Here is a 25,025-nt window from a genome sequence, read left to right on the forward strand (position 1 = left end):
AGCGAGAAGGTCGTCGCGCCGTAGTCATCGTTGATGACTCCGGATCGGCGTCCGGGTGCCACGACGGTCATCAGTTCCTCAACGGCATCCACAAAGATTTCGAAGCAGACTGCCCTTCGCGGCGGGCGGGCCAGTAGAAATTGAGGCATGACGACGCACTCAGCCTCCCGCCCCGACGTCAACCGACTCGTTCGCCTGGTGCTGCCGATGATCGTCCTGGTCGCACCGGTGGCTGCTCTCGCCATCGGCGGGGTGAGCGGCGACGAACTCCTGGCGGGCCTCCCGCTGGCCGTCTCCGGTCCGGATGGGACGGCCCCCCAGCCCGCATCCGGTGCCCTCGAAGACTGGCCCTGGTGACCGGCCCGACGACGACCTGACAGCAGGGATCCGGTCGCGGCGGCGAGGGACCGCGACCGGATCACACACCGAAAGTCCTCCGCGGCCATCCGGCGGCGGAGGACTTTCCCGTTCGCGGTGTCTGCCGGTCCTTCCCGAGACGGTCCGGCGCAAGACCGCCGTCATCCCCTAGCCGGCGTCGTTGATCTCGCGCCAGATCTGGCTCGCCCGCTGGTACGCCGCCGCCGCCTCGGCCAGTTGGGCGGCGCGGCGCAGCGAACCGACCGCCTCCTCCACCCGGCCGCACCGGCGTTGTGCGCGGCCGACGGCCAGGACGAAACGCACCCGCTCGATCCCGAGCAGGTCGGTCTCGTCGACGCTGGTGGCGATCTCCAGCGCGCGCTCCGGGTCGCCGGTGGCCAGCGCGTACCGGACCTCGAGGCTCGCGGCGGCCGAGGGGGAGGCCGCGCTCTTGGCGGCGGCCATCGCCGCCCGGGCCGCCAACATGTGTGACGTGATCTCCGGGAGGCCCGCCTCGGCGTCCATCAGGGCCGACGCGGCGGCCGCCGCGAAGCGGGCCCAGTCCCGCAGGGACGTGGCGGGGTTCGCCAACATCTCCCGGGCAGCGCGCAGATGCTCCAGCGACCGCTGGACCTCCCCGTTGCGGGCGAGGGCGATGCTGGCGACCCAGTGCGCCCGCCCGCAGATCGAGGGGATATCCAGCTTGTCGGCCATCGCCAACATGCGGTCGACGATCCGGGGCACCTCGGCGCCCCCGCCGGCGTCGCTGAGCACCGAGATGTGCACGGCGTACAGCCGGATGTGCTCGGCGCCACCGACGAACCCGGTCTGGGCGATCTCCTGATCCGCCAGCTCGATCTGGGTGAACGCCTCGGCCAGCCGACCCACATCGCGCGCCGCGCCGCTCAGCGCGATCCTGGTGCGGACCAACGCCTCCGGCACACCGGTCGCCGCCGCCGCGTCGACCAGCTCGGTGAGCAGGGCGTAGCGGGCGGCGCGGTCGTTACGTTGCTCCAGCAGTCGTTCCAGGGCCAGCCCACGACTGACCACCGCCAACGTCCGGTTCTCCCGCCGGGCAGCCCGGTAGGCCTCGGTCAGCTCCCGCTCCGCCCGGCCGAGGTCGCCCTGGTCGAGGGCACTGCTGGTGATCAGCTTCCGGGCCAGCTCGGATTCGGCGGACCGGGCCTCCGGGTCCGGCTCCGCGGACGGCCCGGCGTCCGTCTCGGCATCGGTGGCGAGAGCCTGCATCGGTACGCCGAGAACCTCGGCCAAGTGCATCACGACATCGAGCGTCGGCACCCGCGCCCCGGATTCGAGCAGCGAGATGTAGGACTGGTTGACCACACCGACAGCCAGGTCCCGTTGGGACATCCCACGGTCGGTTCGTAGCCGGCGTAGCCGTTGCCCGAATTCAGGCTGAACAATCTGAGTGGCCATGCGACTGACTTCAAGACCTTCCGCTTCTGTCTCGGCGCGGCCCGCCCCCTGTCGGGCACGTGCACGGTGTGCCACCGGCCGAGTTCCTGGTTGGTGTGACCGATTATCAACACCCGCGCCGTCGGGGCGCGGACCGACCCGCGGGACGCGCACCCCGATGGGTGCCGCCGGGACCGCAGGTGCGTGACGACTCGACATCGGAAACTCAGATCAGCGCGGTCGCGCGTCGGGCGAGCAGACGTACGAGTGTCGCGCGGGCCGCGGCGGTGTCGCAGCGGGACGCCAACGCGGGCCCGGCCGATCGGGCGAGCCGGACGGCGAGGGCATCATCCCGCAGGACCCGTACCAGGTGCTCGGCGACCTCGGCGGCCGTTTCGCCCGCCAGCACGTCCCGGCCGGCCACCAGGCCCATGCCCTCGAAGGCGATCGGTGTGCCCACCACGGGCACACCGTGTTCGATCGCCTCGCCGACCTTGCCCTTCACCCCGGCGCCGTAGCGCAACGGGGCGACCGCCACCCGCGCGTCGGCGTAGAGGGGCGTCAGGTCCGGCACCCATCCGTGCACCGTCACCCGGTCCCCGGCGAGCGCCACGATCGCCGGGGACGCGCCGTCGCCGACGAGGTCGACCGTCGCCTCCGGCACCTCCCTCCAGACCGCCGGCATCACCTCCGCGCACAACCACCGCGCGGCGTCGGTGTTCGGCTGATGGAGGTAGTTGCCAACGAAGACGATCCGGCTCGACCGGGTCGGTAATCCGATCGGCGGCACCGGACGGTGGATGTTCGACAGCACCTCGACGCTCGTGCCCGGCGCCTCGTTCAACAGCAACCGGCGCTCCTCCTCGGAGACCACGAGCGCGACGTCGCACTCCCGGACCAGCATCAGTTCGAGGGCTCGCATGCTCTCCGCCCGGGCGCGCACGACATACCGGTCCGGTGCGCCCTCGGCCGCGGCCAGCGCCGCCTGTCGCCGCAGCCGATGGAAGTGCACGTCGACCGTGTCGTACACCACCAGGCATCCGGGCGCGTTGTCCCGCACCCGGGCGAGCATCTCCACCGCGGGCTCGGGGCGGCACAGCAGTGCCACTCCGAGGCGGTGACCCTCCACCGCGAGGAAGCGTTCCTGTTGGCGGCGGTCGCCGAGCACGGCGACGCCGAGTTGGCGCAGCCGATCGGCGTACGCCGGCCCGGCGGTCGCGTGCAGCGGGAAGTAGAGCACCTGATGGCCCAGCCCCAGCAGCTCCTCGATGATGCGGTGCTGGCGTAGGGACCCCGAGTCCCGGTCGGGCGTCGGCAGTTGGTGATCGACGATCAGGACGGTTTCCGCGGTGGCCATGGCACGGTCAGCCCGCGTAGAGGGTGACGAGCCAGGCCGTGTCGAGGCCGTGGAAGGCCTCGCGCAGCGGCCCGGACGCCCAGCCGGAGCGGGCGATCTCGGCGGCCCGGGCCCGCGTGGCGTCGTCCGCCGCGCCGGGCACCGCCCCGATGGCGTGCAGGATGGTGATGAGCACCGACGTCTCCTCGTCGGGTTGCGCACCGCCGAGGGCCGCGGCGATGGCCTGGCGGATGGTCCGCTCGCGGGCGCCGTCCTCGGCCGGCCAGCTCTTCGTCTTGATCACTCCGAATGTCCGCTGCTCCTCCAGCCGGATGGCGCCGTCGGCGGCCAGCAGCTCCAGCAGTGGTTTCCAGCAGACCTGGCCGAGGTTGTCCGCGGCCCAGCCGACCTTCATCGACTTCGTGCCCATCCGACGCAGGGCCGCGTCGAGGGCCGGATTTCCGGTCCGGTTGGTGTCCAGGACGTCCACCCGGGGCTCCTTACCCACCGGGGTGACCGGGATCCTGATCCGGCCGGCGCGGACGAGGTCGAGCAGGACGGCGCTGCCCACGGCGCGGTGGCGACGGTTCATGTCGACGGTGCTGCGGCCGCTGGAGTCGTCGAGCAGCAGGAGGACGAGGTCTTCGGCCAGACGTGACATTGCGGTCTCCTCGGGTTGATGTGGATGTCGGGGTCGGTGGCGGTCGGTCACGATGGCGGGGTCGGGTCAGGCGGGACGGCGGTCCAGGGCGAGGTCGCGACGCCGGGCCATGGTCGAGCCGGACTCCCGGCGGGCCATCAGGCGCAGGACGACCGGCGCGGCGAGCATGCCCACGACCGCCCACACACCGAGCGCCGCGAACGTCTCCCAGTGCTGCCAGGAGCCACCGATCTCGGCGGCCAGGGCGCTGTCGGGCAGCAGCGCGGATCGTGCGGCGAGGCCGAGCCAGTACAGCGGGAACACCTGCGCCACCACCTGCAGCCAGGTCGGGAAACCGGAGATCGGGTAGAAGATCCCGGACAGCGCCGCGAGAGTCAGCACCGGCAGCATGACCAGGCCGATGCTGCGCGGACTCTCGATCAGGGAGCCGATGACCGCGCCGAGGGGCAGCATCGCGAGCAGGCCGAGGGGGAACACCCAGAGCAGGGTGAGCCATCGCCGCGCCTCGCCGAGTTGCAGGCCTTCGACCAGCACCGCGCCGGTGCCGAGGACGACGACCCACGCGACCAGCACCATGCCGGAGATCAGCACGATCTTGCCGATCAGGTACGACAGCATCCCCTGCGGCAGGGCCTTGAGCCGCAGCAGCGTGCCGTCCTCCCGCTCGACCACGAGCAGTTGGGCGAGCATGAGCAGGCCGTTGAAGCCGACGCACATGCTGAGCAGGCTCGGCAGCACGAACGTGGCCACCGACAGGTCGGAGCCGGCGAGCTGGTCGTCGCGGAGGAAGTAGATCGGGGCGAGCAGACCGACGAGCCAGATCAGGTTGCTGCCCAGATCCTGGGCGTTGCCCAGCACGTGACGCAGCTCGATCACGCCTCGGCGCAGGCCCTGCCCGACCGCGTTCCAGGTGGTGTTCATCGGGTGCCCTCCGCGTCTCGCACCATCGCCAGGTAGATGTCCTCCAGGGCCGGCCGGTTGACCCGCAGGTCCTCGACGTCGCCGTCGCCCTGGAGCAGCTCCCGCACGAAACCGGACACGTCGGCGGTGCGCGTGCGGTGGGTCCGGCCGGCGCTGACCCACGTCACCTCGGCGTCACCGCCCAACTGCCGGCTGAGCTCCTCGACCGTCCCCCCGGCGACGATGCCTCCGCCGGCGAGGATCAGCACCCGGTCCGCCAGCTTCTCCGCCTCGTGCAGGTCGTGGGTGGTCAGCAGAACCGTCATCCGCTCCTGCGCCAACCGGCGGATCAGCTCGTGGAAGTCCTGCCGGGCCTCCGGGTCGAAGCCGACCGTCGGCTCGTCGAGGAACAGCACCTCGGGACGCCCGACGATGCCGATGGCGATGTCGAGCCGCCGACGCTGCCCACCGGACAGGGTCCCGATCGGCTTGCGCGCCTGCTCGGTCAGTCCGACCACGTCGAGCAGGTCGTCGACCTCCCATGACCCGGCGGCGCCGGGACGGTCGTACGGGCGGTAGAAGGACCGGAAGTGCAGCAGCAGCTCCCGGGCCTGCCACTTGGCGTGGTCCCGCCAGGACTGCAGCACGATGCCGAGCCGCGCCCGCCAGGCTTCGTCGCCGTGGGCCGGGTCGACCCCGAGCACGCTCACCTCCCCGGCCGAACGGAGTCGAAAGCCCTCGAGGATCTCGATCGTGGTGCTCTTGCCCGCCCCGTTCGGGCCGAGCAGGGCGACGATCTCCCCCCGGTCGACGGTGAGGTCGATGCCACGCAGCACCTCCTGCTCGCCGTAGGCCATCCGCAGGCCGCGTACCCGTACGGCGGGCTGCTCCGGCCCGACGGTCGTCTCGGCGGTGGCCGGGACGGCGGACGCCACCCTGGTGCTCATGCCACAATTCCTTCCTGGCGTCGCGGGGGCGCGCCCCGCAGGTGTGCCTCGATGACGTCGCCAGCCGCGCGGGCGCCGCCCGAGGCGGCGATCTCGTCGCGCATCGCGGCCAGCCCGGCGGACACCCGCGCGCTGGTCGTGACGTCCTCGACGGCCGCGCGTACCGCCCGCGCCGTGACGTCGGGGGGCCGGATCATCCGGCCCAGACCGAGGGCGTCGACGCGGGCGGCGGTGACGAACTGTTCGACCCCCTGGGGCACCACGACCAGCGGTACGCCGTGCGTCAGCCCCTCCAGGACGCTGCCGGTGCCACCCGCGGTGACGAAGACGCTGGCCCGTTCGAGGACGCGTACCTGGGGCACCCAGCGGTGGACCTCCACGTCGGACGGCAGGGTGCGCAGCGCCGCCGGGTCCACGGCCGCCCCGGTGGCGATCACCACGTGCCAGCCGCCCCCGGCGAACGCCTCGGCGCACGCGGTGAAGACCCCGGGCGCGCGGTTGTAGGTGGTGCCGAGGGAGATCAGGGCAACCGGGCGGTCCGCCGGGCCGGTCCAGTCGCCGTCGGCGTCGCGCCGCCAGGGGACCGGGCCGACGAAGTGGTGCTCGCCGCCCACCGTGTCGGCGGCGATCTGGAGCGACCGGGGTAGGGCCACCAGGCAGGGGCGGGTCTCGGGGGCGAGGCGCACGGGCGAGCCGATTCGCTCCTCGCTGCCCCGGGGGAACACGTGGGTGGGGGAGAACTGCACCTCGGGCACCCCCCACCGGGCCGCCAGCACCGGGGCGTACGCGGTGACCGTGTCGTACACGACCAGGTCGGGTCGGTCGTCGGCGTACGCCGCCGTCAGCTGGGGCAGGGCGGCGGCGCGCTCCCGGTCGAAGGCCAGGGCGGCGCGGCGCCCGTCGTCGTCGGCCGGGAGCCAGCCGCCGCCAGGCTGGCCGGCGGAGGGGAAGGTCGAGGTGTACGACACGGGCGTGGCGCCCGTCTCCGCGATCAACGGCGCGAAGCCCGCGCCGGTGGCGAACGTGACGCGGTGGCCCCGGCGGACCAGCTCGGCGGCCACGCCCAGCATCGGGTTCACGTGGCCGTGCAGCGGCACGGACATGAACGCGACGTGCGTTCTCTTCGGCGGGCCGGCTGGCGTCACAGGTCGTTCCTCCGTTCCGGACGGATGGTCCGGCCGCGCGGTCAGTGCGGGCCGGTCGGGGGGTGAGCGGCGTGGCCGGCCTCGGCGATCTCCCGAAGTGCGGCCATATGTGCGGTGTAGACAGTTCTACCGAGCGGGGTCAGGGCCACCCAAGCGTGGATTCGAGAATTGAATGGCTCCTTGCGCAGCGTCACGTACCCTGCCTCCTGAAGGATCTTGAGCTGCTTGCTGAGCACCGAGTCGCTGACCCCGAGCCCGTCGCGCACGGCCGCGAACGACAGCGATTCGACACCGCTGAGCCGGGCGCAGATCTGCAGCCGGTTGATCGGGTGGATGGTCTCGTCGAGCCCTGGTCTCATGCCGGCCGGCCAAGCTCCCGGGTGAGTACCGCGTCGAGTCGGCGGCCCAGGACGATCACCAGCACCATGACCAGGACCCCCACGGCGGCCATCGCGCCGCGCAGGTCGAGACCCCACTCGAGGACGAGCCCGACGAGGATCAGGGCGGGCACGAGGATCCCGATGCCCAGGCTGATCCGTCGCGCGCCGGGCGTGGCCTGGAACCGGTCCAGGGAGACCCCGGTGAAGTGCTTGGCCGCCTGGGTGACGAGGTAGGGGCCGAGGAACAGGCCGCCGATGACGCCGTAGGGGATCCAGTCCCAGCCGATCGACACCGAGGCGAAGGCGAAGAGCAGTGAGGCGCCGATGCCGACGTGGTACCACCAGGGCGCCGCGGCGCGGCGGGCCACCTGCTGGCGTCCCTCGTCAACGTCGGCCAGGGCCTGGCGTGCCTCGTCGGGGCTGATCCGATTCATGTCCACATGTTCTCTTTCCATAATGGAAACTCTACCCTTTCTATAGTGGAAAGTCGATGCTTTCGCGCTACCCGGTCAGGTCCGCCGGAGCCAGATCGGCCGGCACGTCGCCGATCACCACGACGTGACGCAGCGCGCCGAACAGGTCGTGGGCCGCCGCGCTGAGATCCTCCGGCCGCGGCGCCCGCAGCAGCTCCGGTCGCCGCACCAGCCAGTGCAGCCCACGCCCCGCCGCGGTGGTGTGCCGCAGCGCGTCCGCCAGCGCCGCCGGCGAGTCGAAGGCCGACAGCAGTTGCGCCGAGCAGTACCGGCGCACCGCCTCCACCTCCTCGACCGGCGGCGGCTCGGCGACCAGGGCGGCCACCTCGGCCCGTACGTCCGCCACCGCCTGCCCGAGGGCCTCGCGCGGAACGGCCAGCCGCACCGACGCCCGCCGGTGCCCGGCCAGCACGTCACGCCGCGCGAGCATCACGTGGTCGGCGCGGCCCAGCCGTCGGCACCGGGCCACCAACCGGGCCTCGGTGTACCCGCCCAGCAACGCCGTCGTCAGGTACCGGGCCGCCTCCGGCGAGCCCTCGTCCGGCTCCCGTCCACTGAGGCTGAGATGCGCGACGTCCCCTCCGGGCTCGGCCAGCACGAGCAACTCCGGCTCGGCGCGCAGGTCGGGGGCCACCGGCGTCGCGGCGTCCCCGACCCAATCCACGAGTGGTGCCGCCACGGTCGCCAGCACGGTCACGGCATCCGCCGGGGCGACCACGACCAGCGTGGCTACGGCCGGACGGAACACGTGCCGATGCAGGGCGGTCATCTCGGCCGGCGGGTCCGCCGACGCCTCGGCTCGTGCCCAGCGTCGGCGCAGCGCCTCGTCCATACGCTGCTGGGGCGAGGGCGGCGCGCCGCGGCGGACCGGCAACGGTCGCCACGCGGGCAGTGGGCCGGGGTTCAGGACGTCTCCCACCACGGACATCAGCGCGGCCAGGCGCGTGATCGGCGCCCAGCCACTCAGGTCCGCCCACTGCCCGTCCTGCGACAGGTGCAGGCCACCGCCGAGCGTCGCGGCCCGGCCCGTGGCATCGGTCTGCGCGCCCAGGGCCCGCAGCAGGAAGTCGACCCGGCCCGGGGACTCCCAGCCGTACGGGCCCAGCGGCACCCGCAGCCGGATCTCCGCCAGCTCCGCCCGGTGGTCCGGGACCGCGACCACCCGCAGCCCGTTGTCCAGACACACCTCGCGCGCCCCGCTGAGCGCCGGCGGCACCGGCTCACCCAGCGCCGGCGGCACCCGAGGACCGCAGGCGGTGACGCCCAACTCGGCGGCGGTCCGCAGCGGGCCGGCGCTCGGGGACGGCGGCACCTCGACCGGCCGGGGCACCCGTGCGGGCGCGGTCCGCGCGGCGACCGGGGGACCCGCCACGAGCAGGGCGCGCGGCTCCCCGACCAGGGTGTGGGCGGCCCGCGCCACCTGCCCGGCGGACGTGCCGCTGATCAGCCGGGGCAGCTCATCGACCAGCTCGGCCCGGTCGAACAGCAGCTCGAAACGGCCCAGGGCGCGGCAACGCTCCACGAGCCCCGCCTGCTGACGGCGGTGCTCACCGGACAACTCCGCAGCCGCCCGACGCACCCGGTCCCGGTCGAGAGTGGAATCACCTAGCCGCCCCCACTCGGCCAACAGGTCCGCGACGAAATCATCCGGGGTGAGGTCGTCCGGGAGCACGGACGTGACCACGAAGGCGTCCGGCGCCAACGCGTCCAGCGGCCCGAAGAAGCCGCACCCGGCGCTGGCGCGTACGGCCCGCTCCGAACGCCAACGGCTGGTGAGCCGGGCCAGCACCATGTGCACGACGTACTCGGACAGGGCCAGGTGCGGATCCGGCAGCCGGTAGCCCAACGCCACCGCCGTCCGCCTCGCCCCCTCGAACGACTGCTCGGCCACCCGGTGATCGCCCGGCGGCGGCTCGTCGACGTGGCGGGACGCGACACCGATGCGGGCCGGCACCGTACCGAAGTGCCGCTCGACGAGCGGCCACACCTGTTCCGGGGCGTGCGGGGTGACGATCGTCAGCACCGCGCCCGAGGGCACGTAGTGGGCGTCGAAGAACGCGGCGCAGTCGTCCACCGTCAGGTCGGCCAGTCGGCTCACCTCGCCGTACCCGTCGTGGGCGTTGGCGAACGAGCGGAACATCACCGCGGGCAGCCCCGGCCACGGCAGGTTGCCGTACAACCGGCTGTCGCGCATCACCTGGATCTCCCGGCCCACCTCGACGAGCTGGGTCGCCAGTTCCCCATCGGTGAACGCCGGCGCGCGCAGCCGATCCGCCTCACGGAACAACGCCTGCTCCAGGGCCTCGGCCGGGACCACCTGGTAGTAGTCGGTGTAGTCGGCGTGCGTGGTGCCGTTCGCCGTGCCGCCGAGCGGGTGCAGGTCGTCGTAGAAGCGCCCCGAGGGCAGGCTCTCACTGCCCCGGAACATCAGGTGCTCCACCAGGTGGGCGAGCCCCTCCTGACCAGGCAGCTCCGAGCGGAACCCGGTGGCGTGATGCACGCTCACGGCGCAGCGCGGGGTTGGCCAGTGGGGGAGCAGCACCACCCGCAGCCCGTTCGACAGTCTGCGACGGTGCAGTCGACGGGGGTCCGAGGACCCGACTGGGACGGTCATGATTCTTCCTCAGGAGGACAGCAGGTACCGGGCGAAACCCGTGTACCTGGCGAAGACGTCCGACTCCCAGCCGACATAGGCCGTGTAGTCGTGAATGTGGAGCAACACCCGGAAGGCGACCCACTCCTGCCACCGGTCACCGAGGTCGCGCCCGTACCCGTCGAGCAGCGCGGTGATCAGCCGCTGCCAGGCCGGGCGGTCACCACCGCGGTACCACTGGAGCTCGACCAGCTCGCCCAGCACCCAACCGAGGTCGTACTCCCACGGCGCGGCGCAGAGGTCCTCACCGATCAGCGCGTCGGCCTCGGTGGGATCCGCCTCGGCGGGCACCAGGGAGCCGAGACCGGGGGCACCGTGACACAACACGGCCGGCGCGGTCGCGATCCGCTCGGTGTACACCCGGATCCGTCGCAGGGCGTCGACGCCGAGCCGGGGGAGGAGCAGGGACTCCGCGTACGCGGTCCTCGGCTGCGGCGACCGGCCGTCCAGCCAGGTGGTGAGCCGGGTGAACCCGCGCGGGCGGTGTGCCCCGACCCCCGCCGGTACTGGTTGGTCGTGCAGGTGACGCAGGGCCTTGCCGAGCCCGTGCAGGACCGGCGCGAGGGCCTCGTCCGGGCCCTCACGGAGCAGGCGCCCGGCCACCGCGTGATCACCGCGCACCTGGTAGGTCCGCGCGTCGCCGTCGGGCACGCCGGCCACCCAGCGCACCGGACCCGGTGCGGGCAGCGCCGCGAGGACGTCGTCGACCGCCGGGACGAACGGCGTCGGCGCCAACGTGCCGACGCTGCGTCGCCACCGGTAACCGCCGACCGGCAGGGGTCGGACCGTGGTGCGCAGCAGTTCGGTGCCGAAGTCGCGCCCCGCCGGAGCAATCGTCGCCACCGTCATGCCGCTGCCCCGCCAGCCAGAACCGCCTCGACGCCGCCGACCAGGCCCAGGCGACGCTCCTCCAGCCGGCGCAGGGCCTCCGGCAGCGGAGGGCACACCCAACCGTCGTCGCGGCCCGTGGTGAGGCTGCGCGCGGGCATCGGCGGTACGAGGGCGATGTTGCGCTGCTCCGCCAGCGTCGCCCAGTGCCGCTGGAAGGCCGGGCTGTCCAGCCCGCCCGGCGGCAGCGCCGGCGCCAGACCGATCGCCGCGCTCGTGCACTGCAGCGTCAGCAGGGCCGGGGAATCCGCGAGACCCAGGGCGAACCGGGCCACGAAGTGGAAGGTCGCCGGGTACACCAGGATGCCGTCGGCCCACTGGGCGTGCTCGACGTGCCGGGCCCGCGTGCAGTCGTCCCACGCGTCGACGACCACCGGGTGATCGGTCCGCAGGGCGAGCGCGTCGCGGGTGACGAAGCGCAGGGCGCTGCGGGTCGCCACCACGGCGACGTCGAGGTCGGCGTACGTGTCGCGGAGCCAGTTCAACCAGTTGGGCACGTTGCTGGCCGAGGCCGAGCCGGTGACCACGAGCAGCAGCCGTTCCAGGCGCAGCTCCGGCGCCTGAAGGAACTCCGGCGGGGGTGGGGCACTCATGGCGACGTCTCCCCGAGGACGGTCTCCAGCTCACCGAGAGTCCGCCGCGAGCCGTACGTGGCGCAGACACCGGACATGTTCAGCACGACCTCGTCGACGCCCGCCGCCACGAACTCCTTGATGCCCAGCGCCAGCTCGGCGGGGTCGCCGTAGAGGAAGGCGCCCCCGTCGATCAGGGCCCGACCGCTGGCCTGCGCGTCCGCGGCGACGTCCACCGAGATACCCGAACGCTGCAACATGTCGCGGTAGTGCGGCAGACGCATGTGCCCGGAGTTGCTGGCCAGCGCCAGGGCGACGGGGTCGCGGTCGGCGTGGCGCAGCGCCATCGGCACGACGGCGACCAGCCGCGGCGTGGGTCGTCCGGCCCGTTCGGCCCCCCGGCGCAGCGCCGGGAGCACGGTGTCGCGCAGGTACGCCGCGGGCGTGAGCCAGGTGATCGCCACGTCGGCGACCTCCCCGGCCAGTTCCGCCATCCGCGGCCGCAGCACGCCCAGGCCGATCTCCACGGCCGGGCGGGGGTAGCGGGCCAACTGCATCCCGCAGTGGAAGTACTCCCCTTCGAGGTGCACCTCGCCGTGCTCCAACAGCGACCGCACGATTGTCGCGTACTCGCGTACCGCGCCGAGCTGACTGCGGTACGGAGCGCCCAGCACCCCTCGTTGCAGGACCGCCGCGCCGGGTCCGAAACCGGCCACGAACCGGTGACCGGTGGTGGCCGCCAGGGTCTGCGCCCGCAGGGCGGCGTCGTACGGGTGCAGGAACGGCATCAGGTTGACCGAGGTGCCCATCGGCACCCGGAAACCGCTGGCCGCCGCGTGGGCGAAGCTGATGTGGGTGTCGCCGACGTTGCCCTGGCCCTGCCAGAGGCAGGACGCCGACCACTGGGTCAGCGCGGCGAACGGCAGGAGCTGTTCGGGGCGCTGCGGCGCGAAGGGCATCATGATCGAGTACGCGGTCATCAGTTCACTCCCGTCCCGACGAGCAGCTGCCCCCGGACCAGGTCCGTGTAGTTCGGGCAGGTCTGCACCAGGTTGTCATGCGACCCCTGCCCGATCACCGCTCCGGCCTGCATGACCACGACGTGGTCGGCGTGCCGGATCGTGGAGATGCGGTGCGCGACCACGACCACCGCGCGGGTCGCGGCGATCTCGTCGATCAGGTCCCGGAGTCGCTGCTCGTTGATGCTGTCCAGATGCGACGACGGTTCGTCGAGGAGCACGAGTGGCGCCTCGCTGAGCAGGGCGCGGGCGATGGCCAGGCGCTGCCGCTGGCCGCCGGAGAGGTCCACGCCACCGGCCAGCACCGTGTCCAAACCGTCGGGCAGACGCCGAATGTCGTCGGCCAGGCCGACCCGGTGCAGCGCCGACATCAGGTCCCCGTCGGAGTACGCGTTGTCGCCGCGGCCCAGGGTCAGGTTGCGACGCACGGTGTCCTGCACCGAGCTGGAACCCTGGTCGACGAAGGCGATCCGGCCGCGCAGCTCGTCGAGCGACCACTGCCGGACGTCGTTGCCGAACACCCGGATGCTGCCGTCGGTGACGTCGGCGAAGCGCTGGATCAGCTCCATCGCGGTCGTCTTGCCGGCGCCGGAGAGACCCACCACGGCGGTGAGGCCCCGCGCCGGCACCTCGAACGACACGTCCCGCAGGATCGGCTCCGCGCCGTAGCGGAACCCGACGTTGTCGAACCGCACCGCCGGCGTGGATGCCGCCGGGCCCTGCGGCGCCGGCAGCGCCTCGTCCGGCCCAGCCTCCTGCGGCATCGCGAACAGGCCGGTGAAGCGGTCCCGGGCGACGGCGCCCATCTTCAGTGCCGTGACACCAGCCGCGATCATCATGAACGGGCCGGTGAGCTGGAGCAGGTAGAGCAGGAACGCGACGAAGTCGGCGAGGCTGAGCCCACCTGCCACGACCCGGGCCCCACCGCCACTGACGACCGCGACCAGGGCGATCTGCTGACCCAGGTTGACCACGGGAGTCATCAGCGCTTCCATCCGCGCGGCGTCGATCTCCCGCCGGGCGACCGTGTCGGCCTGCCCTGCGAGATCCGCCGTCACGCTCGCCTCCGCCCGGTACGCCTTGATCACCTTGATCGAGTCGACCGCGGTGACGAAGCGCTGGGCGAGGGTCCCGGTGGTCTCCTGCACGGCGGCGTAGCTGCGCCGGAGGCGCCGCACCACGCCCACGATCAGCGCGGCGGCGACCAGGAACGCGGCGAGCGTCATCGCCAGCAGCACCCAGTCGAGGAAGCCCATGATCACCAGCGTGCCGACGGCCGTGAGACCGGCGATGGGCAGCTGGATCGGGCCGACGTCGATCAGCTTCTTGACCCGGGAGGTGTCCGCCGTGATGCGGCTGACCAGGTTGCCGCTGCCTTCCCGGCGTACGTCGGCAAGGGGCAGCCGCAGGACGTGGCCCATCGTGCGTACCCGCAACCGGCAGATCATCTGCTGACCGAGGCGGGACAGCAGGAACGTGGCGAGCGCGTTGGACAGCGCCGCGCCGAGCCCGAAGACGATCAGCAGCACCGTCCACCGCTGGGTGCTGCCCGCGCCGAGAGCGGCGATCAGCTGGCCGACGGCCCACGGCAGGGCCAGGGTGCCCGCGGTGGAAACCAGCGCCAGCAGGCCGATGAACGCCATGGTCGGCGGATGCGCCGTGACGAGGTCGCGCAGCAGACGTAGCGGGCGGTCCGGCTGGCGCTCGCCGGCAAGGACAGGAGTTCGCGAAGTACGCACGGGATTCTGCCTTTCGACTCGGGTCACTGGCCGACGAACTCGAGCAGGGTCCGGACCGCCGTGTCGGGTCCGCGCCAGGAGAGCCGGAGACCCGCGGCCCCGGCCAGTCGCTCGATGTCCTCGGCGGTACGGGTGGGCGCGGGCATCATCGAACGCAGCCGCAGCTCGGAGCCGGCGCCGCCGACGGGCATGGCGATGTCGGCGACCAGCACCTTGCCGGTCGCACCGGCCGCCTCGGCGCAACGCTTGAGGATCAGGGTCGCGTCGTCGTCCGACCAGTCCGCGAGGATGGCGGAGAGCAGATAGACGTCGTGCCCCTCCGGAAGCGGGTCGAGGAAGCTGCCCTCGACCGCGGTGCACCGGTCCGCGACCTCGCTTCGAGCGAAGCGCCGACCCGCCTCTGCCGACACGTTCCTCAGATCCAGCAACGTCCCGCGCAGGTGGGAGTGGGCCCGGACCAGGGCGAGGGTCAGGTTGCCCAGGTGGCCGCCGACGTCGACGAAACTTCCGACGCCACTCCAGTCGTACCCGGTCACGACGATGCCCGCGTCCCAGTGCAGGTCCATCCGGTCCGCGGCCTCGCCCTGCTCCCGCCACTCGGCGACGAAGGCCGGATCGTTGTTGACGGCATCCCAGTAGTCGCGGCCGAACTCGGCCACGTACCCGGGCCGGCCGGTGCGTACGGTGTGGTCGAGCCGCAGCAGGGAAAGGCCGCTGCTGCCGAACATCCCGTCGTTGCGCAGCATCGCGCGCACGCTCTGCGGGTGGTCGGAACGCAGCGGCTCGGCGAGGGCGGTGAGGGCGTACCCGCCGTTCACGTCACGGTCGAGCAATGCGATGTCGACCAGGTAGCGGAGCAGCATGTCGGTCACGTCGGGGGCCGACCCCGCCCGGCGGGCGATCTCGTCGGCGGTGGTCGCCCCCGCCGCGACGTGGTCCGCGATGCCGAGCGTCGCGGCCGCTCGCACGGCTGCCGGGACCAGAAGGTCGGTCATGGTCAACAGTTGCTGGAAGGGCGGGATCTCGGTCATCGTTGGTACCTCGCTGTCAGATGGTTGGCCGAGCGGTGGGCCGGACGGAACCGTGCGGCCCACCGCTCGGGGGCCTGCCGTGTTTCAGCAGCCGTCGTCGACGGTCTTCGAGATGATCTGGCTGGCCATGAAGCTGACGGCCGCCGAGGCGGCGCAGGCCGGGGTGGTGGCTGGGGCGTCCGAGACAGCCGAAACCTCGATGTCCTCGGCGGTGCTGTAGGTCTCGTAGCCAGCCAGCAGCTCTTCGATGTTGCTCGCCTTGTCCTGCACTTTCTCTCCTTCGTGAAAGGGTTTTCAGGGACGTCCGCCGGGCCGGCGGACGGGATCGGGAGGTGCGCTCAGCAGGTCGCCTCGTAGGTGACCGAGGTCAGGAAGCTGACGGCGGCGCTGGCGCAGTACCAGGTGGTGGCCGGGGCGTCGGCGACGGCCGAGACGTCCAGCTCGTCGGTGTCGCCGAGGTAGGTCTCGTAGCTCGCCACGAGGTCGACGATGTTGTCGGTCTTGGTGAGGTCCGTGGGCATTTTGATCTCCTTCGTGGTGGGAAGCACTGAGCTCCAGACTGGGAACGCCCCGTTGACGCCCCCAGCGAGAGAGCTCAGGTCTTCCGTCATCCGTACGGGTCAGGCCGGCAGGTTGCGGGCCGGGTTCGTGGGGTCGATGTGTGCCGCGATGAAGTGCTCGACGACGGTGGGCTCGACCTGACTCAGGTCGTCGCCCGCCTCGACCAGGGCGGCGGCCAGGACGGTGGCGCGGTGCTGCCCGAAGCTGAGCCCCTGGCGACCGGCCTTGGCGTCCTTGGGTTCCGAGGCCGCCCCGACTCCCGGCGCCACCCGGTCGACGAAGGCCGACGTCTCGTGTTCCAGACCGGGCAGGTCCTGCGCCACCCGGGCCAGGTCGTCGGCGACGTGCGCCCAGTCGTCGGTGAGGTAGACGACGATCGCGTCGCGGCGCGGGTACAACTCGTGCGCTGACAGCACCTTCGCCCGGTACGGCACGGCCCGGTCCTCAAGGTGGTTCAGGATCGTGGCCCACGCGCCGACGGCGTGCTCGGCGTCGCGGAGGTGGAAGTAGATCCGCAGGAAGTCCCGGTCGGTGGCGCGCTGCCGGGAGCCGTCGACCAGGAAGAATCCCGGTGACAGGGCGGCCCGCCACGGTGGTACGCCCAGTGTCACCGGCTCACCGGGTGCGGACCCGGTCGTGGTGAGGGCCTCCACGGGGACCCAGATCCGCAGGCCCTCGCGCTCCACGAGGATCCGGGCGCGGCCGGCGGGGTCGCGTTGGACCGCCGAGCGGGCGACGCCCCGTACCTCGATCTGTCGGTGTGGAACCGCGGCGATGAACCGCTCTTCGAGAGCGTCGTCCCGCAACCGGGTGGGCACCTGCCCGTCCGGCTGCCCGGAGTGCAGCACGTTGTAGATCGACTCCGCGAGCAGGCGGCGCAGTTCCCTGGGGTAGTCGGCCGTGACCTCCTGGCCGCCGACGACCGCGGTGGTCCGGTCCGCCGACACGCGGATCTGCCTGATCGCGTCGCGCACCGTCGGGGAGAGTTCCCCCGTCACGGGCTGGGCTTGCAGTGTCATCGGTCTCCTCCGAAGCCGAGGGTGGTGGCGAACTTCTCCGGGTTGACCAGGGCGGCCCGTCCGACTCCGGCGGCGGCGCGCTGGATGGCGGACAGCCGCGCGGAGGACAGCGCCCCGGCGATCAGTCGGTCGAGCAGGTGCCAGCCGGCGAAGGCCGTCGCGCGGACCGCCAGGCCGTCGTCGACCTCCGGTCGAACCTCGCGGTACGCGCGCCAGAACTCGTGCACCAGCGGCAGCAGGCGGCGCATCTTGTCGACACCGCGTCGCAGCACCAGGTCGTGGGTGAACTCGGTGTCCAGGAAGGCGTCGTCGCCCCGGTTGGTCACGAGGTCCAGGACCGACCGGTAGATCCACTCGCCGGCGAACGCCCCGACGTCACGGGCCGGATCGGCGAGCCGGAACTCCTCCCAGTCGGTGAGGAACAGACCCTCCGGACCGATCAGCAACTGGTCGACCCGCAGGTCGCAGTGCGACGGCACCTTCGGCGCCTGCGCCTCGGCGTCCCGCAGTCGCCGCACGGCGGCGATCAGCTCGGGGTCGTTCTGCAAGAGCCGCCACGCTTCGATCTCACCGGCGCTGGAGCGCAGGAACATCGACAGCGGTATCCCTTCCAGAAGACCGACCGGCGGAAATCCTGGTGTCGTGTCGTCGAGGTCGACGGTGGCCGCGGGCGGGGTGGAGTGCAGATGCCCGATCGCCCTGCCCACCTGGTGCGCGTGCTCCAGCGTGAAGGTCTCGTCGACCATGAGCGTCGCGCCGTTGACCGCGTCGTCGATGCGCTCGAATACGACTATGAAGTTTTCCTCGTCACTGCCGATGAATTGCGGCCAGTGCACATTGTCGAAAGAGGCGTCCGCCGCGTACTTTTCGAAGTCGAGCAGGCGGCGCAATCGGCCCTGCGTGTCGCCGGCCCGGCCGGTGAGCCGTTTGACGAAGACGTCCCGGCCGTTCTCGGTAACACCCGCCCACGCGTCGTTCCGCCCGATCGGCGAGGTGACAGTCTCGCGGACGAAGGGCCCAACGCCCAGCTCCAGCAGCAGCCGGTCGACCTCGGGTGCCAGATCCAAATTGATCGGCATCACCTGCTTCGTGACCACTCTTATCACCTCCGACAATTCTCACACGGACACGACTAGCTAAGGACCGTGTTCATCTTGAATGGTTCCGGCGGCACCGGAACTGTCTTCCCGTTTGCCTCCCGGCTCCCTTTCGGGTGTTGCTCCGTTCGGTGTGATGAAAGATTGCCATGACGGGCTGAGGCGAGACAAGGCGCGAATCCGCGGTCATATAAAAACTGTTTCTGCGGCCGGCTGTCGGTATGTCCGATCTGCGCCGACGTCGGTGCGTCGGCCGTCCTGCCGGTGCGGCTTCCGAGGGCGGGGCCCAGACGGGTGTGCCCAGTTCAGAGCGGGAAAGCGGTCCGTCGCCGCGGTCCCCGCCAGGGACTGGCCGGACTCAAAAACTTCTCAAGTGGATTTGCGGTCGTACCTGGGAACAGCAGAGCCCCGGTGGGCTCCGGACGACCGGAGCCCACCGGGGCTCGAAGGATGGCTGAGAGGTCAGCCGCAGGTGACGCGGACGAACGTGAAGCCGAAGCGGTTCGGTACGCGGTAGACGTCGACGTCGCCCTCACTGCCGACGTAGGAGCCGAGCAGCGGCACGTCCGGATGGTCCGGGCAGATCGGGCCGGCCGTCACCGCGCTCGTCCGGGCGGCGCCCGTGTGCGCGGCAGCGGCGGCGGGTGCGGCAAGCGCGGCGGGTGCGGCGAGTGCGACGGCGGTCGCGGCGAGCGCGGCGACACGGTTCAGCGGGGACATCGGTTCTCCTTACGCGACAGGGCGGCCGCGGGACGCGGACGCCGGGGTGAAAGCCCGACGGCGGGCATCCGTCCTAGGCGGACGCGGACCGTCCGGCGGGTCAAGGTTGACGACTTCGGGGCTCACGCCGGCACCCCACATCGAAGAATTGAGGGCCACGAGCCGGCGTGCGTGGGGGACGGCGAGCCGGCCCATTGCCGGGCCGCACACCTGATCGATGCCGGCTCGGCTGAATAGACTTTCGGGCATGACGGGGATCGATGGTCAGGGGCGCAGGGTCGACGGCGATCCCGACGCGACCCAGGTCTCGGCGACCCGCCGCTGGGCGCAGGTGGTGACCGGCCTGGCCGTCGCGGTGGTGTCCGCGGTCGTGTTCACCTCACTTTTTTGGGGCCTGCACGACTGGCTCATCGATCAGGGCCGGTTCGGCCTGCCGATCCTGTTCGGGGTCCGGATCGCCTGCTTTGCCGCGATCGGCTGGGGCTGCTGGCAGGCCTACCAGGGCTACCGCCGGCACTGACGCCGTTCGCTGGGCACTGGCGGACACCCTGGCCTGAAACTCTGCCTGCGCGTCAGCGGGCGCGCGTGGCAAAAGCTGACTTATAGCATAATTTGCGGCGTGCCTTCCAAAAGCGACAATCCACGGCTCACGCGTAGTCCGAGTCGGCTGATGGCTTTCAGCGACGGTGTCTTCGCCATCGCCGTGACGCTTCTCGTGCTGGAGATCCAGCCGCCACAGGACTTCGGGCATCTCCTACGGGGTCTCGGTGCTCTGTGGCCGTCGTACCTGGCATACGCACTGAGCTTCCTGCTCATCGGGCAGGTGTGGGTCAATCATCACGTCATGTTCGACCGTGTCCGGCACGTTGACCGCGAGGTGTTGTTCTTCAACACGTTGCTGCTGATGGTCATCGCGTCCCTGCCGTTCTCCACGTCACTTACTCGCCGACGCACTACGCGCGGAGCAGGGACTACGCACGTCGGTTGTCGTCTACGGCGGCACACTCTGGACGGCCGCAGCCCTCTTCAACGTCATCTGGGCTCACCTTCGTCGCGCCAAACTGCTGGATCCTGGCCTCGGTCCGATCGGCGTCCGTGCGATCGGCCACCGATTCGCGCTCGCGCTGGTCTGGATCGGCTCAGGCATCCTCGTCGGCGCGTTCGTACCGATCGCCGGCGTCGTCATCATCGCCGCCTTCCTACCCGCTTACTACCTACCCATCCGCGGTGAGTACGGCGAGGACACCAACGCCACCGACCGGTGAACAGGTCGTGCTGACGAAAAGGCGAGCCCCGGCCAGGACAGCGAAAGTGACTCTCCCCGCGTACGGGTAGGCGACTCCCTCCGCTCGGGGAATCGCCGGTCGCGCCGCTCGGTCAGAGTGATCTCGGATATGCCGACGCTCACCGCCGATACGGAGAAACCACCGTGACTCGACCACCACAGGCGCAGACCCTGCCCGCCACAGCATCGATGGCTCCTCGTACGCCACCACCACCGCCATGGGCACGCCGAGCCGGTCACGTGGCGTGGATCGCCCCCCTGCTGGGGTTCATCCCGCTGCACATTCCATGGATCCTCGGTATTCCGATGTTCGCCAACGCCGGGCCGTTCGACGAGTGGTACCACGGTCGCGGGCCCGGTGTCGGCGATCATCCGGTCGACGGTGTCCTGGGCATGCCGGCCGGCGCGTTCTATCTGGGCCTCCTGTGCGTCCTCGCCGCGCTCGGTGGGGTCCTGGCGCTTGGGCTCATCAGTGACTGGGGAGTGACCTTCCCCCGGTGGGTGCCGTGGCTGCACGGACGCCGAGTGCCGCCATGGTTGCCGTTGACACCAACGGTGTTGGGATCCGCCCTGATGATCGGCTACTCGGCGACCCTGCCCTGGCAGTTCGCAGCCGACCTGGCGGAGTCCAGCCCACAGGACATCTTCACCCCCACGGGTGTCCTGATCGGCCTTCCGCTCTTTCTGGCATGGACGCTCGCGCTGCCACTGGCCGGTTGGTCCTACTACCGCCGCACCCGTCTGCCGCGCTGACATGACCGCTGTCCGGTGCTGTGGGTTGTCGTGACGGTCGTCAGGCCACCAGCGAAAGGGGTAGGGCGTTGCCTAGTTTTCACCAGTCGATGCCGGTCGTTGACCCGTACTGTGATCGTGCGTTTGCCGTCTGTTACCCACTAGATGGCGAAGTCGACGCCGGTGAGGGAGACGGCGCGGTACGCGGCGAGGCGATCGGCCTGCTCGGTGATGGCCTTGCGCATGGGGCCGGGCAGCTTGCGCCAGGGCTGGACGGCGACCGTGAACGTGTTGCCGGACTTGCGGGGGCGCCAGGTGCCGACCAGCTCGCCGTCGACCAGAACGGCGCCGGGGCGACCCAACACCGGCCACAACTCCTTCGCGTGGGCGGTGTCCGGCACCAGGGTTGCCCGGTCCTTGGCCTGCAGGAACAGGTCGAACGGGCCGAGCAGGCGAGTTGACGTGGCGTCGGCCGACTCCAACACGTTCTCGTCGGCGGCCAGCAGCGAGCGCACTTCCCCGTCGACAGTCACCTCGATCACGTCGTCGGGCCAGAGCGCCTTCACGTCCTTGACCGGGGCGTCGAGATAGTCGGCCACCTGTTTCGGAGTGGCCGGGCCGAGCAGGTGAAGGTACGCGCGGATGAGGTCGTATCGGTCGCCCGAGGCGGCCGCTCTCGTGAACCCGGTGATGCGCTGGAGGACCGGGGGCGAGGTGTCGAGCTGCAGCTCCAGCCCGGCCCGCGCGGCGGCCAACCGGAACGGCATCTCGTAGAGGTGCGTGGCGTCGCACGCTCGGCAGAACCGCAGGTACGGCTCGGGCATCACCTTGGCCAGGCGACCGGAGACGTCTCCCTTGACCGTTGGCGTGGTGACGATGGCCCGCAGCTGAGCGGCCACCTCGTCGAGGGCGGCAAGGTTGCCGATGCCAGCGGCCTTCAACGGCTTGGAGGCGTCGTAGATGCGCTTGCCCGCGTCGGCGTCGGAGAAGGGCTCGACCGCGGCCACCACCTTTCCGACGTCGGCTCGACGGTAGACGTGGGGGGCGCCGCGGATGGTCCACAGCAGAACCAGATTCTTGGCGGACAACGCGGCCACGTCGACCCCGCGTACGGCCAGCGCCCACCGGGCGCCGTCCGGTCCGGTGTTCTGCACCCCGATGTCCAGGATGGCGGCGTCGGCGAGCGTGTTCTGATCCCGGTCGAGCTGCTGGGCCTGGACGCGGAAGTTCATCACCTGGTGCCGATCAACCATGCCTGCACCCTACTCAGCGGAGACCGGAGTCGCGGTTGGTGCGCGTGGCGCCGGTAGGGCTAGCCCGACGTCAGGTCGGGGGTGGACTGGCTCGAAAGGCCCTCCGGGCCGCCATAACGTCTGTTCCCGTCGGCCGGCTCGACGGGAAGACCTGAGCAGGGAGTACGAAGTGTTCACTCGCGTCACGCGCACACTGTTGGCGTCGGTGGTGGCCCTGGGTGCCGTCACGGCAGTGCCGGGCGCGGCCCAGGCGGCACCGGCCACGGGTTACGAGGCGTTCTTTGACAACCTCGTGCCGGCACAGTTGGCAAAGTATCGGATTCCCGGTGCCGCGGTCGTTGTCGTCGACGGCCAGCACCCACTGTTCGCCCGGGGATACGGCCTGGCCGACGTGGACACCCGCGTACCGGTGTCGCCGGACAGGACCGGCTTCTTCATCGCCTCGAACGCGAAGCTGTGGACCACGACCGCCGTGATGCAACTGGTGGAACAGGGCAAGCTGGACCTGAACACGGACGTGAACCGCTATCTCACCGCCTTCAAGATTCGCGACAGCTACCCGGGCCAGCCGGTGACCCTCGCGCATCTGCTCACCCATACCTCAGGGTTCGTCGACGAGATCGTAGGGGCGGCGGTCCGCGACCCGGCCGACGCGCAACCGCTGGCCGATTACCTGGCTGAGCATCAGCCCGAACGGGTTCGGCGCCCCGGCACTCTCGCCTCGTACGACAACTACGGGTTCACCCTCGCGGGCTACCTGGTGCAGGTCGTCTCCGGAGAGCCCTTCGACCGGTACGTGGCGACGCACCTCCTGCAGCCGCTGGGTATGTCCGGCTCCACCGCCAGTCAACCACCCACCGCAGCCGTCAACGCCACCCTCGCCCAGGGCTACCGGCCGCAGGACGACAGACAGGTGCGGGTGCAGGGCCAGTACGGGCCGATGGTGCCAACCGGCGCCGGTGTGGTCTCCACCGCCACCGACATGGGCCGCTTCCTCAGCGACCAGTTGCGTACGAGTACCTCTCCGATCCAGCCACAGCTGCTCGATCCGACCGCACTCCGCCAGATGCAGACGCGACAGTTCAGCCACGACCCGCAGCTCCCCGGCATGGCCTTCGGCTGGCAGGAACACCCCCGCGACGGGCAACTCGTCCTCGCCAAGGACGGCGATGTCCCGGGCTTCCACAGCAACGCGGCGCTGCTGCCCGACAAGGGCATCGGCATCTTCGTCGTCTACAACGGTGACGGCGTGGATGGCACTGCCTCCTGGGCCGGCAAGGAGGTCGTCGACGAGTTCGTGGGGTCGTTCTTCCCCGGCGCAGCCACCACCGGTGGGAACGCGGTTGCGGCCGGCCAAGATCCGGAGGTGGCCGGCAGCCTCAACCAGTACGAGGGCGACTACCGGGTGACCCGTACCGCGGAGGATCTCACCAAGGCGGCCGCGCTGATGTCCTCGGTGTCGGTCGAGGTCGGCCCCGACAACACCCTCACCACCCGAGGGCCGCTCTCGCCCGACCCGGACAAGGTCACCCAGCACTGGACGCCGATCGGACCACGGTTGTTCCAGGAGCGCGGCGGCCAGGACCAACTGGGCTTCCGCGTCGACGGCGATGGGCAGATCGCGGCGCTCTTCGATACCAGCAACCCGACCATCGCCTACCAACGACTGGCCTGGTGGCAGTCACCCACCCTGCACCAGGTGCTCCTGGTCGGCGCGCTGACGGTGCTACTCGTCACCCTGCTCTACTATCCGATCGCCGTGTTGGTCCGCCTGCTGCGCCGCCGCAGCCCTGCTGCCGGCACCCGGTGGAGCACCACCGCACGGCTCGCGGCATGGATCACCGCGGCCCTCGCCACAGCGTTCACCGCCGGCCTCGCAGTTCTGTTCTCCGACGGCAACCGGCTGCAGGAGAGCATCCTGCTCGGGAAGTCGCCGGTGGTGATCACCGTCCTGGCGATGTCGACGACGGCGGTGGTCACCGCGGCGGCCACCATCACGGGGACGGTGGCGGCATGGCGTCGGGGTTGGTGGACCCTGCCCGGACGCCTACACCACACCGCCGTTTCCCTCGCCGCAGTCGTCTTCCTCGGCGTCGTGTCGATCTACCACCTCACGCTCGCTTGACCTTGACACAGTGGCAAGGTCTTCAGTGGGGCGATGAGGTGGTTCCGATGACCATGCCGAGAAACGGCACGAACACGATGCGCGCTCTCCGGGGGCTGGAGAACGCCGACGCGTCGGTGCGGCTGCGCACAGCGCTGGCGGTCGGCACAAACCCTGATCCGCTGTTGATCGACAAGCTCATCCAGCGATGCGCGATCGAGCCGGAATTCTACGTGCGCGAAATGCTGACCTGGGCGCTCATCCGCCACCCATCGCCACTGACGATCCCGAAGCTCATTGACGAACTTCGGTCGGAGGGTACGCAGGCGCGCAGCCAGGCGCTGCACACGCTGTCCAAGATCGGGGATCGGCAGACGTGGCCAGCGATCACGCGGGCGCTCCTGACCGACGCCGACGACGAGGTGGCACGCAGCGCCTGGCGAGCGGCGGTCGTCCTCGTGCCCCAGGGTGCGGAGCCGACCCTGGCCGCAGTGTTGTCGACACAGTTCGGGCGGGGCGAGCGCGAGACGCAGTTGAGCCTCAGCCGGGCGCTGATCTCGCTCGGTGAGGTGATCATGCCGACCCTGCGCGCGGCGAAGACGGATCGCGACCCGCGCGTACGCGCGCACGCGACCGCCACGGAACGGCTGCTGGCCGACCCGGACGCCGGCTTCGAGCTCGCGATCGAGGAGGCGAAGCGGGTCGTGGCCCTCGGCAGGACCAGTGCGAACGGGTGA

At 71.0% G+C, this 25,025-nt stretch carries 26 protein-coding genes; 6 read left to right on the forward strand and 20 right to left on the reverse strand.

Features of this window, described 5'->3' with window-relative positions:
- Positions 1–147 precede the first annotated feature (147 nt).
- Positions 148–357: a hypothetical protein gene (locus tag HNR20_RS29450; protein ID WP_184186591.1), complete on the forward strand. Its 210-nt coding sequence runs from the start codon at positions 148–150 to the stop codon at positions 355–357.
- A gap of 168 nt (positions 358–525) precedes the next feature.
- Here the strand turns inward: HNR20_RS29450 and HNR20_RS29455 are convergent, their stop codons facing one another.
- From HNR20_RS29455 to HNR20_RS29545, 19 genes are all read right to left on the reverse strand, one after another.
- Positions 526–1,992 (reverse strand): helix-turn-helix domain-containing protein, encoded by a 1,467-nt coding sequence (locus tag HNR20_RS29455; protein WP_311736889.1) that lies wholly within the window; start codon positions 1,990–1,992, stop codon positions 526–528.
- Positions 1,993–1,999: 7 nt separating this feature from the next.
- Entirely contained in the window at positions 2,000–3,130 is a 1,131-nt protein-coding gene (locus HNR20_RS29460) for a glycosyltransferase (RefSeq protein WP_184186596.1), read from the reverse strand.
- 7 nt (positions 3,131–3,137) lie between these two features.
- Entirely contained in the window at positions 3,138–3,770 is a 633-nt protein-coding gene (locus HNR20_RS29465) for a GOLPH3/VPS74 family protein (protein ID WP_184186599.1), read from the reverse strand.
- Between the two features lie 66 nt (positions 3,771–3,836).
- A complete protein-coding gene (locus HNR20_RS29470; protein ID WP_184186602.1) occupies positions 3,837–4,691 on the reverse strand; it encodes an ABC transporter permease in 855 nt (284 codons plus the stop codon).
- On the reverse strand, positions 4,688–5,527 hold the full coding sequence (locus HNR20_RS29475; RefSeq protein WP_221311147.1) for an ABC transporter ATP-binding protein: 840 nt from the start codon (positions 5,525–5,527) through the stop codon (positions 4,688–4,690). Before HNR20_RS29475 ends, HNR20_RS29470 begins: the two co-directional genes overlap by 4 nt.
- An 86-nt stretch (positions 5,528–5,613) precedes the next feature.
- Positions 5,614–6,762: a nucleotide disphospho-sugar-binding domain-containing protein gene (locus HNR20_RS29480; RefSeq protein WP_184186606.1), complete on the reverse strand. Its 1,149-nt coding sequence runs from the start codon at positions 6,760–6,762 to the stop codon at positions 5,614–5,616.
- A 41-nt stretch (positions 6,763–6,803) separates the two neighbouring features.
- Complete coding sequence (locus HNR20_RS29485; protein WP_184186609.1) at positions 6,804–7,121, reverse strand: transcriptional regulator; 318 nt, start codon at positions 7,119–7,121, stop codon at positions 6,804–6,806.
- The gene (locus HNR20_RS29490) at positions 7,118–7,597 is read right to left on the reverse strand and encodes a hypothetical protein (protein ID WP_184186612.1); all 480 of its coding nucleotides are present in this window, start codon (positions 7,595–7,597) and stop codon (positions 7,118–7,120) included. The genes HNR20_RS29485 and HNR20_RS29490 overlap by 4 nt, the downstream gene beginning before the upstream one ends.
- A 46-nt stretch (positions 7,598–7,643) precedes the next feature.
- Positions 7,644–10,229 carry a M16 family metallopeptidase gene (locus tag HNR20_RS29495; protein WP_184186615.1) on the reverse strand — a complete coding sequence of 862 codons (2,586 nt, stop codon included), beginning with the start codon at positions 10,227–10,229 and terminating at the stop codon, positions 7,644–7,646.
- 9 nt (positions 10,230–10,238) lie between these two features.
- The gene (locus HNR20_RS29500) at positions 10,239–11,117 is read right to left on the reverse strand and encodes an aminoglycoside phosphotransferase/kinase family protein (protein ID WP_184186617.1); all 879 of its coding nucleotides are present in this window, start codon (positions 11,115–11,117) and stop codon (positions 10,239–10,241) included.
- Positions 11,114–11,749, reverse strand: coding sequence for a flavoprotein (locus tag HNR20_RS29505; RefSeq protein ID WP_221309961.1), 636 nt, complete (start codon positions 11,747–11,749; stop codon positions 11,114–11,116). The genes HNR20_RS29500 and HNR20_RS29505 overlap by 4 nt, the downstream gene beginning before the upstream one ends.
- Complete coding sequence (locus HNR20_RS29510) at positions 11,746–12,708, reverse strand: LLM class flavin-dependent oxidoreductase (RefSeq protein ID WP_184186620.1); 963 nt, start codon at positions 12,706–12,708, stop codon at positions 11,746–11,748. Before HNR20_RS29510 ends, HNR20_RS29505 begins: the two co-directional genes overlap by 4 nt.
- A complete protein-coding gene (locus tag HNR20_RS29515) occupies positions 12,708–14,486 on the reverse strand; it encodes an ABC transporter ATP-binding protein (RefSeq protein WP_221309962.1) in 1,779 nt (592 codons plus the stop codon). Before HNR20_RS29515 ends, HNR20_RS29510 begins: the two co-directional genes overlap by 1 nt.
- Positions 14,487–14,509: 23 nt before the next feature.
- Positions 14,510–15,517 carry a methyltransferase gene (locus tag HNR20_RS29520; RefSeq protein ID WP_184186621.1) on the reverse strand — a complete coding sequence of 336 codons (1,008 nt, stop codon included), beginning with the start codon at positions 15,515–15,517 and terminating at the stop codon, positions 14,510–14,512.
- A gap of 84 nt (positions 15,518–15,601) precedes the next feature.
- Positions 15,602–15,787 (reverse strand): LxmA leader domain family RiPP, encoded by a 186-nt coding sequence (locus tag HNR20_RS29525; RefSeq protein ID WP_184186624.1) that lies wholly within the window; start codon positions 15,785–15,787, stop codon positions 15,602–15,604.
- A gap of 68 nt (positions 15,788–15,855) precedes the next feature.
- Positions 15,856–16,038 carry a hypothetical protein gene (locus HNR20_RS29530; RefSeq protein WP_184186627.1) on the reverse strand — a complete coding sequence of 61 codons (183 nt, stop codon included), beginning with the start codon at positions 16,036–16,038 and terminating at the stop codon, positions 15,856–15,858.
- A 99-nt stretch (positions 16,039–16,137) separates the two neighbouring features.
- Positions 16,138–17,097: a T3SS effector HopA1 family protein gene (locus tag HNR20_RS29535; RefSeq protein ID WP_184186630.1), complete on the reverse strand. Its 960-nt coding sequence runs from the start codon at positions 17,095–17,097 to the stop codon at positions 16,138–16,140.
- Positions 17,094–18,194: a class V lanthionine synthetase subunit LxmK gene (lxmK, locus tag HNR20_RS29540; RefSeq protein ID WP_221309963.1), complete on the reverse strand. Its 1,101-nt coding sequence runs from the start codon at positions 18,192–18,194 to the stop codon at positions 17,094–17,096. The genes HNR20_RS29535 and lxmK overlap by 4 nt, the downstream gene beginning before the upstream one ends.
- Positions 18,195–18,656: 462 nt before the next feature.
- Positions 18,657–18,914, reverse strand: a complete 258-nt coding sequence (locus HNR20_RS29545) for a hypothetical protein (RefSeq protein WP_184186633.1) — start codon at positions 18,912–18,914, stop codon at positions 18,657–18,659.
- A 247-nt stretch (positions 18,915–19,161) separates the two neighbouring features.
- On the opposite strand from HNR20_RS29545, the gene HNR20_RS29550 reads away from it, so the two are divergent.
- From HNR20_RS29550 to HNR20_RS29560, 3 genes are all read left to right on the forward strand, one after another.
- On the forward strand, positions 19,162–19,434 hold the full coding sequence (locus tag HNR20_RS29550; protein ID WP_184186635.1) for a hypothetical protein: 273 nt from the start codon (positions 19,162–19,164) through the stop codon (positions 19,432–19,434).
- 150 nt (positions 19,435–19,584) lie between these two features.
- Positions 19,585–20,145 carry a TMEM175 family protein gene (locus HNR20_RS29555; RefSeq protein WP_229687244.1) on the forward strand — a complete coding sequence of 187 codons (561 nt, stop codon included), beginning with the start codon at positions 19,585–19,587 and terminating at the stop codon, positions 20,143–20,145.
- A 198-nt stretch (positions 20,146–20,343) separates the two neighbouring features.
- Positions 20,344–20,952: a hypothetical protein gene (locus HNR20_RS29560; RefSeq protein ID WP_184186638.1), complete on the forward strand. Its 609-nt coding sequence runs from the start codon at positions 20,344–20,346 to the stop codon at positions 20,950–20,952.
- Between the two features lie 140 nt (positions 20,953–21,092).
- Here the strand turns inward: HNR20_RS29560 and HNR20_RS29565 are convergent, their stop codons facing one another.
- Positions 21,093–22,184: a winged helix DNA-binding domain-containing protein gene (locus tag HNR20_RS29565; protein ID WP_184186641.1), complete on the reverse strand. Its 1,092-nt coding sequence runs from the start codon at positions 22,182–22,184 to the stop codon at positions 21,093–21,095.
- Positions 22,185–22,353: 169 nt separating this feature from the next.
- Here HNR20_RS29565 and HNR20_RS29570 point away from each other — a divergent pair, with 169 nt between their 5' ends.
- Positions 22,354–24,309, forward strand: coding sequence for a serine hydrolase domain-containing protein (locus HNR20_RS29570; RefSeq protein WP_184186643.1), 1,956 nt, complete (start codon positions 22,354–22,356; stop codon positions 24,307–24,309).
- 47 nt (positions 24,310–24,356) lie between these two features.
- On the forward strand, positions 24,357–25,025 hold the full coding sequence (locus tag HNR20_RS29575) for a HEAT repeat domain-containing protein (RefSeq protein WP_184189273.1): 669 nt from the start codon (positions 24,357–24,359) through the stop codon (positions 25,023–25,025).

The sequence above is a fragment of the Micromonospora parathelypteridis genome (genome assembly GCF_014201145.1).
GTDB lineage: Bacteria > Actinomycetota > Actinomycetes > Mycobacteriales > Micromonosporaceae > Micromonospora > Micromonospora parathelypteridis.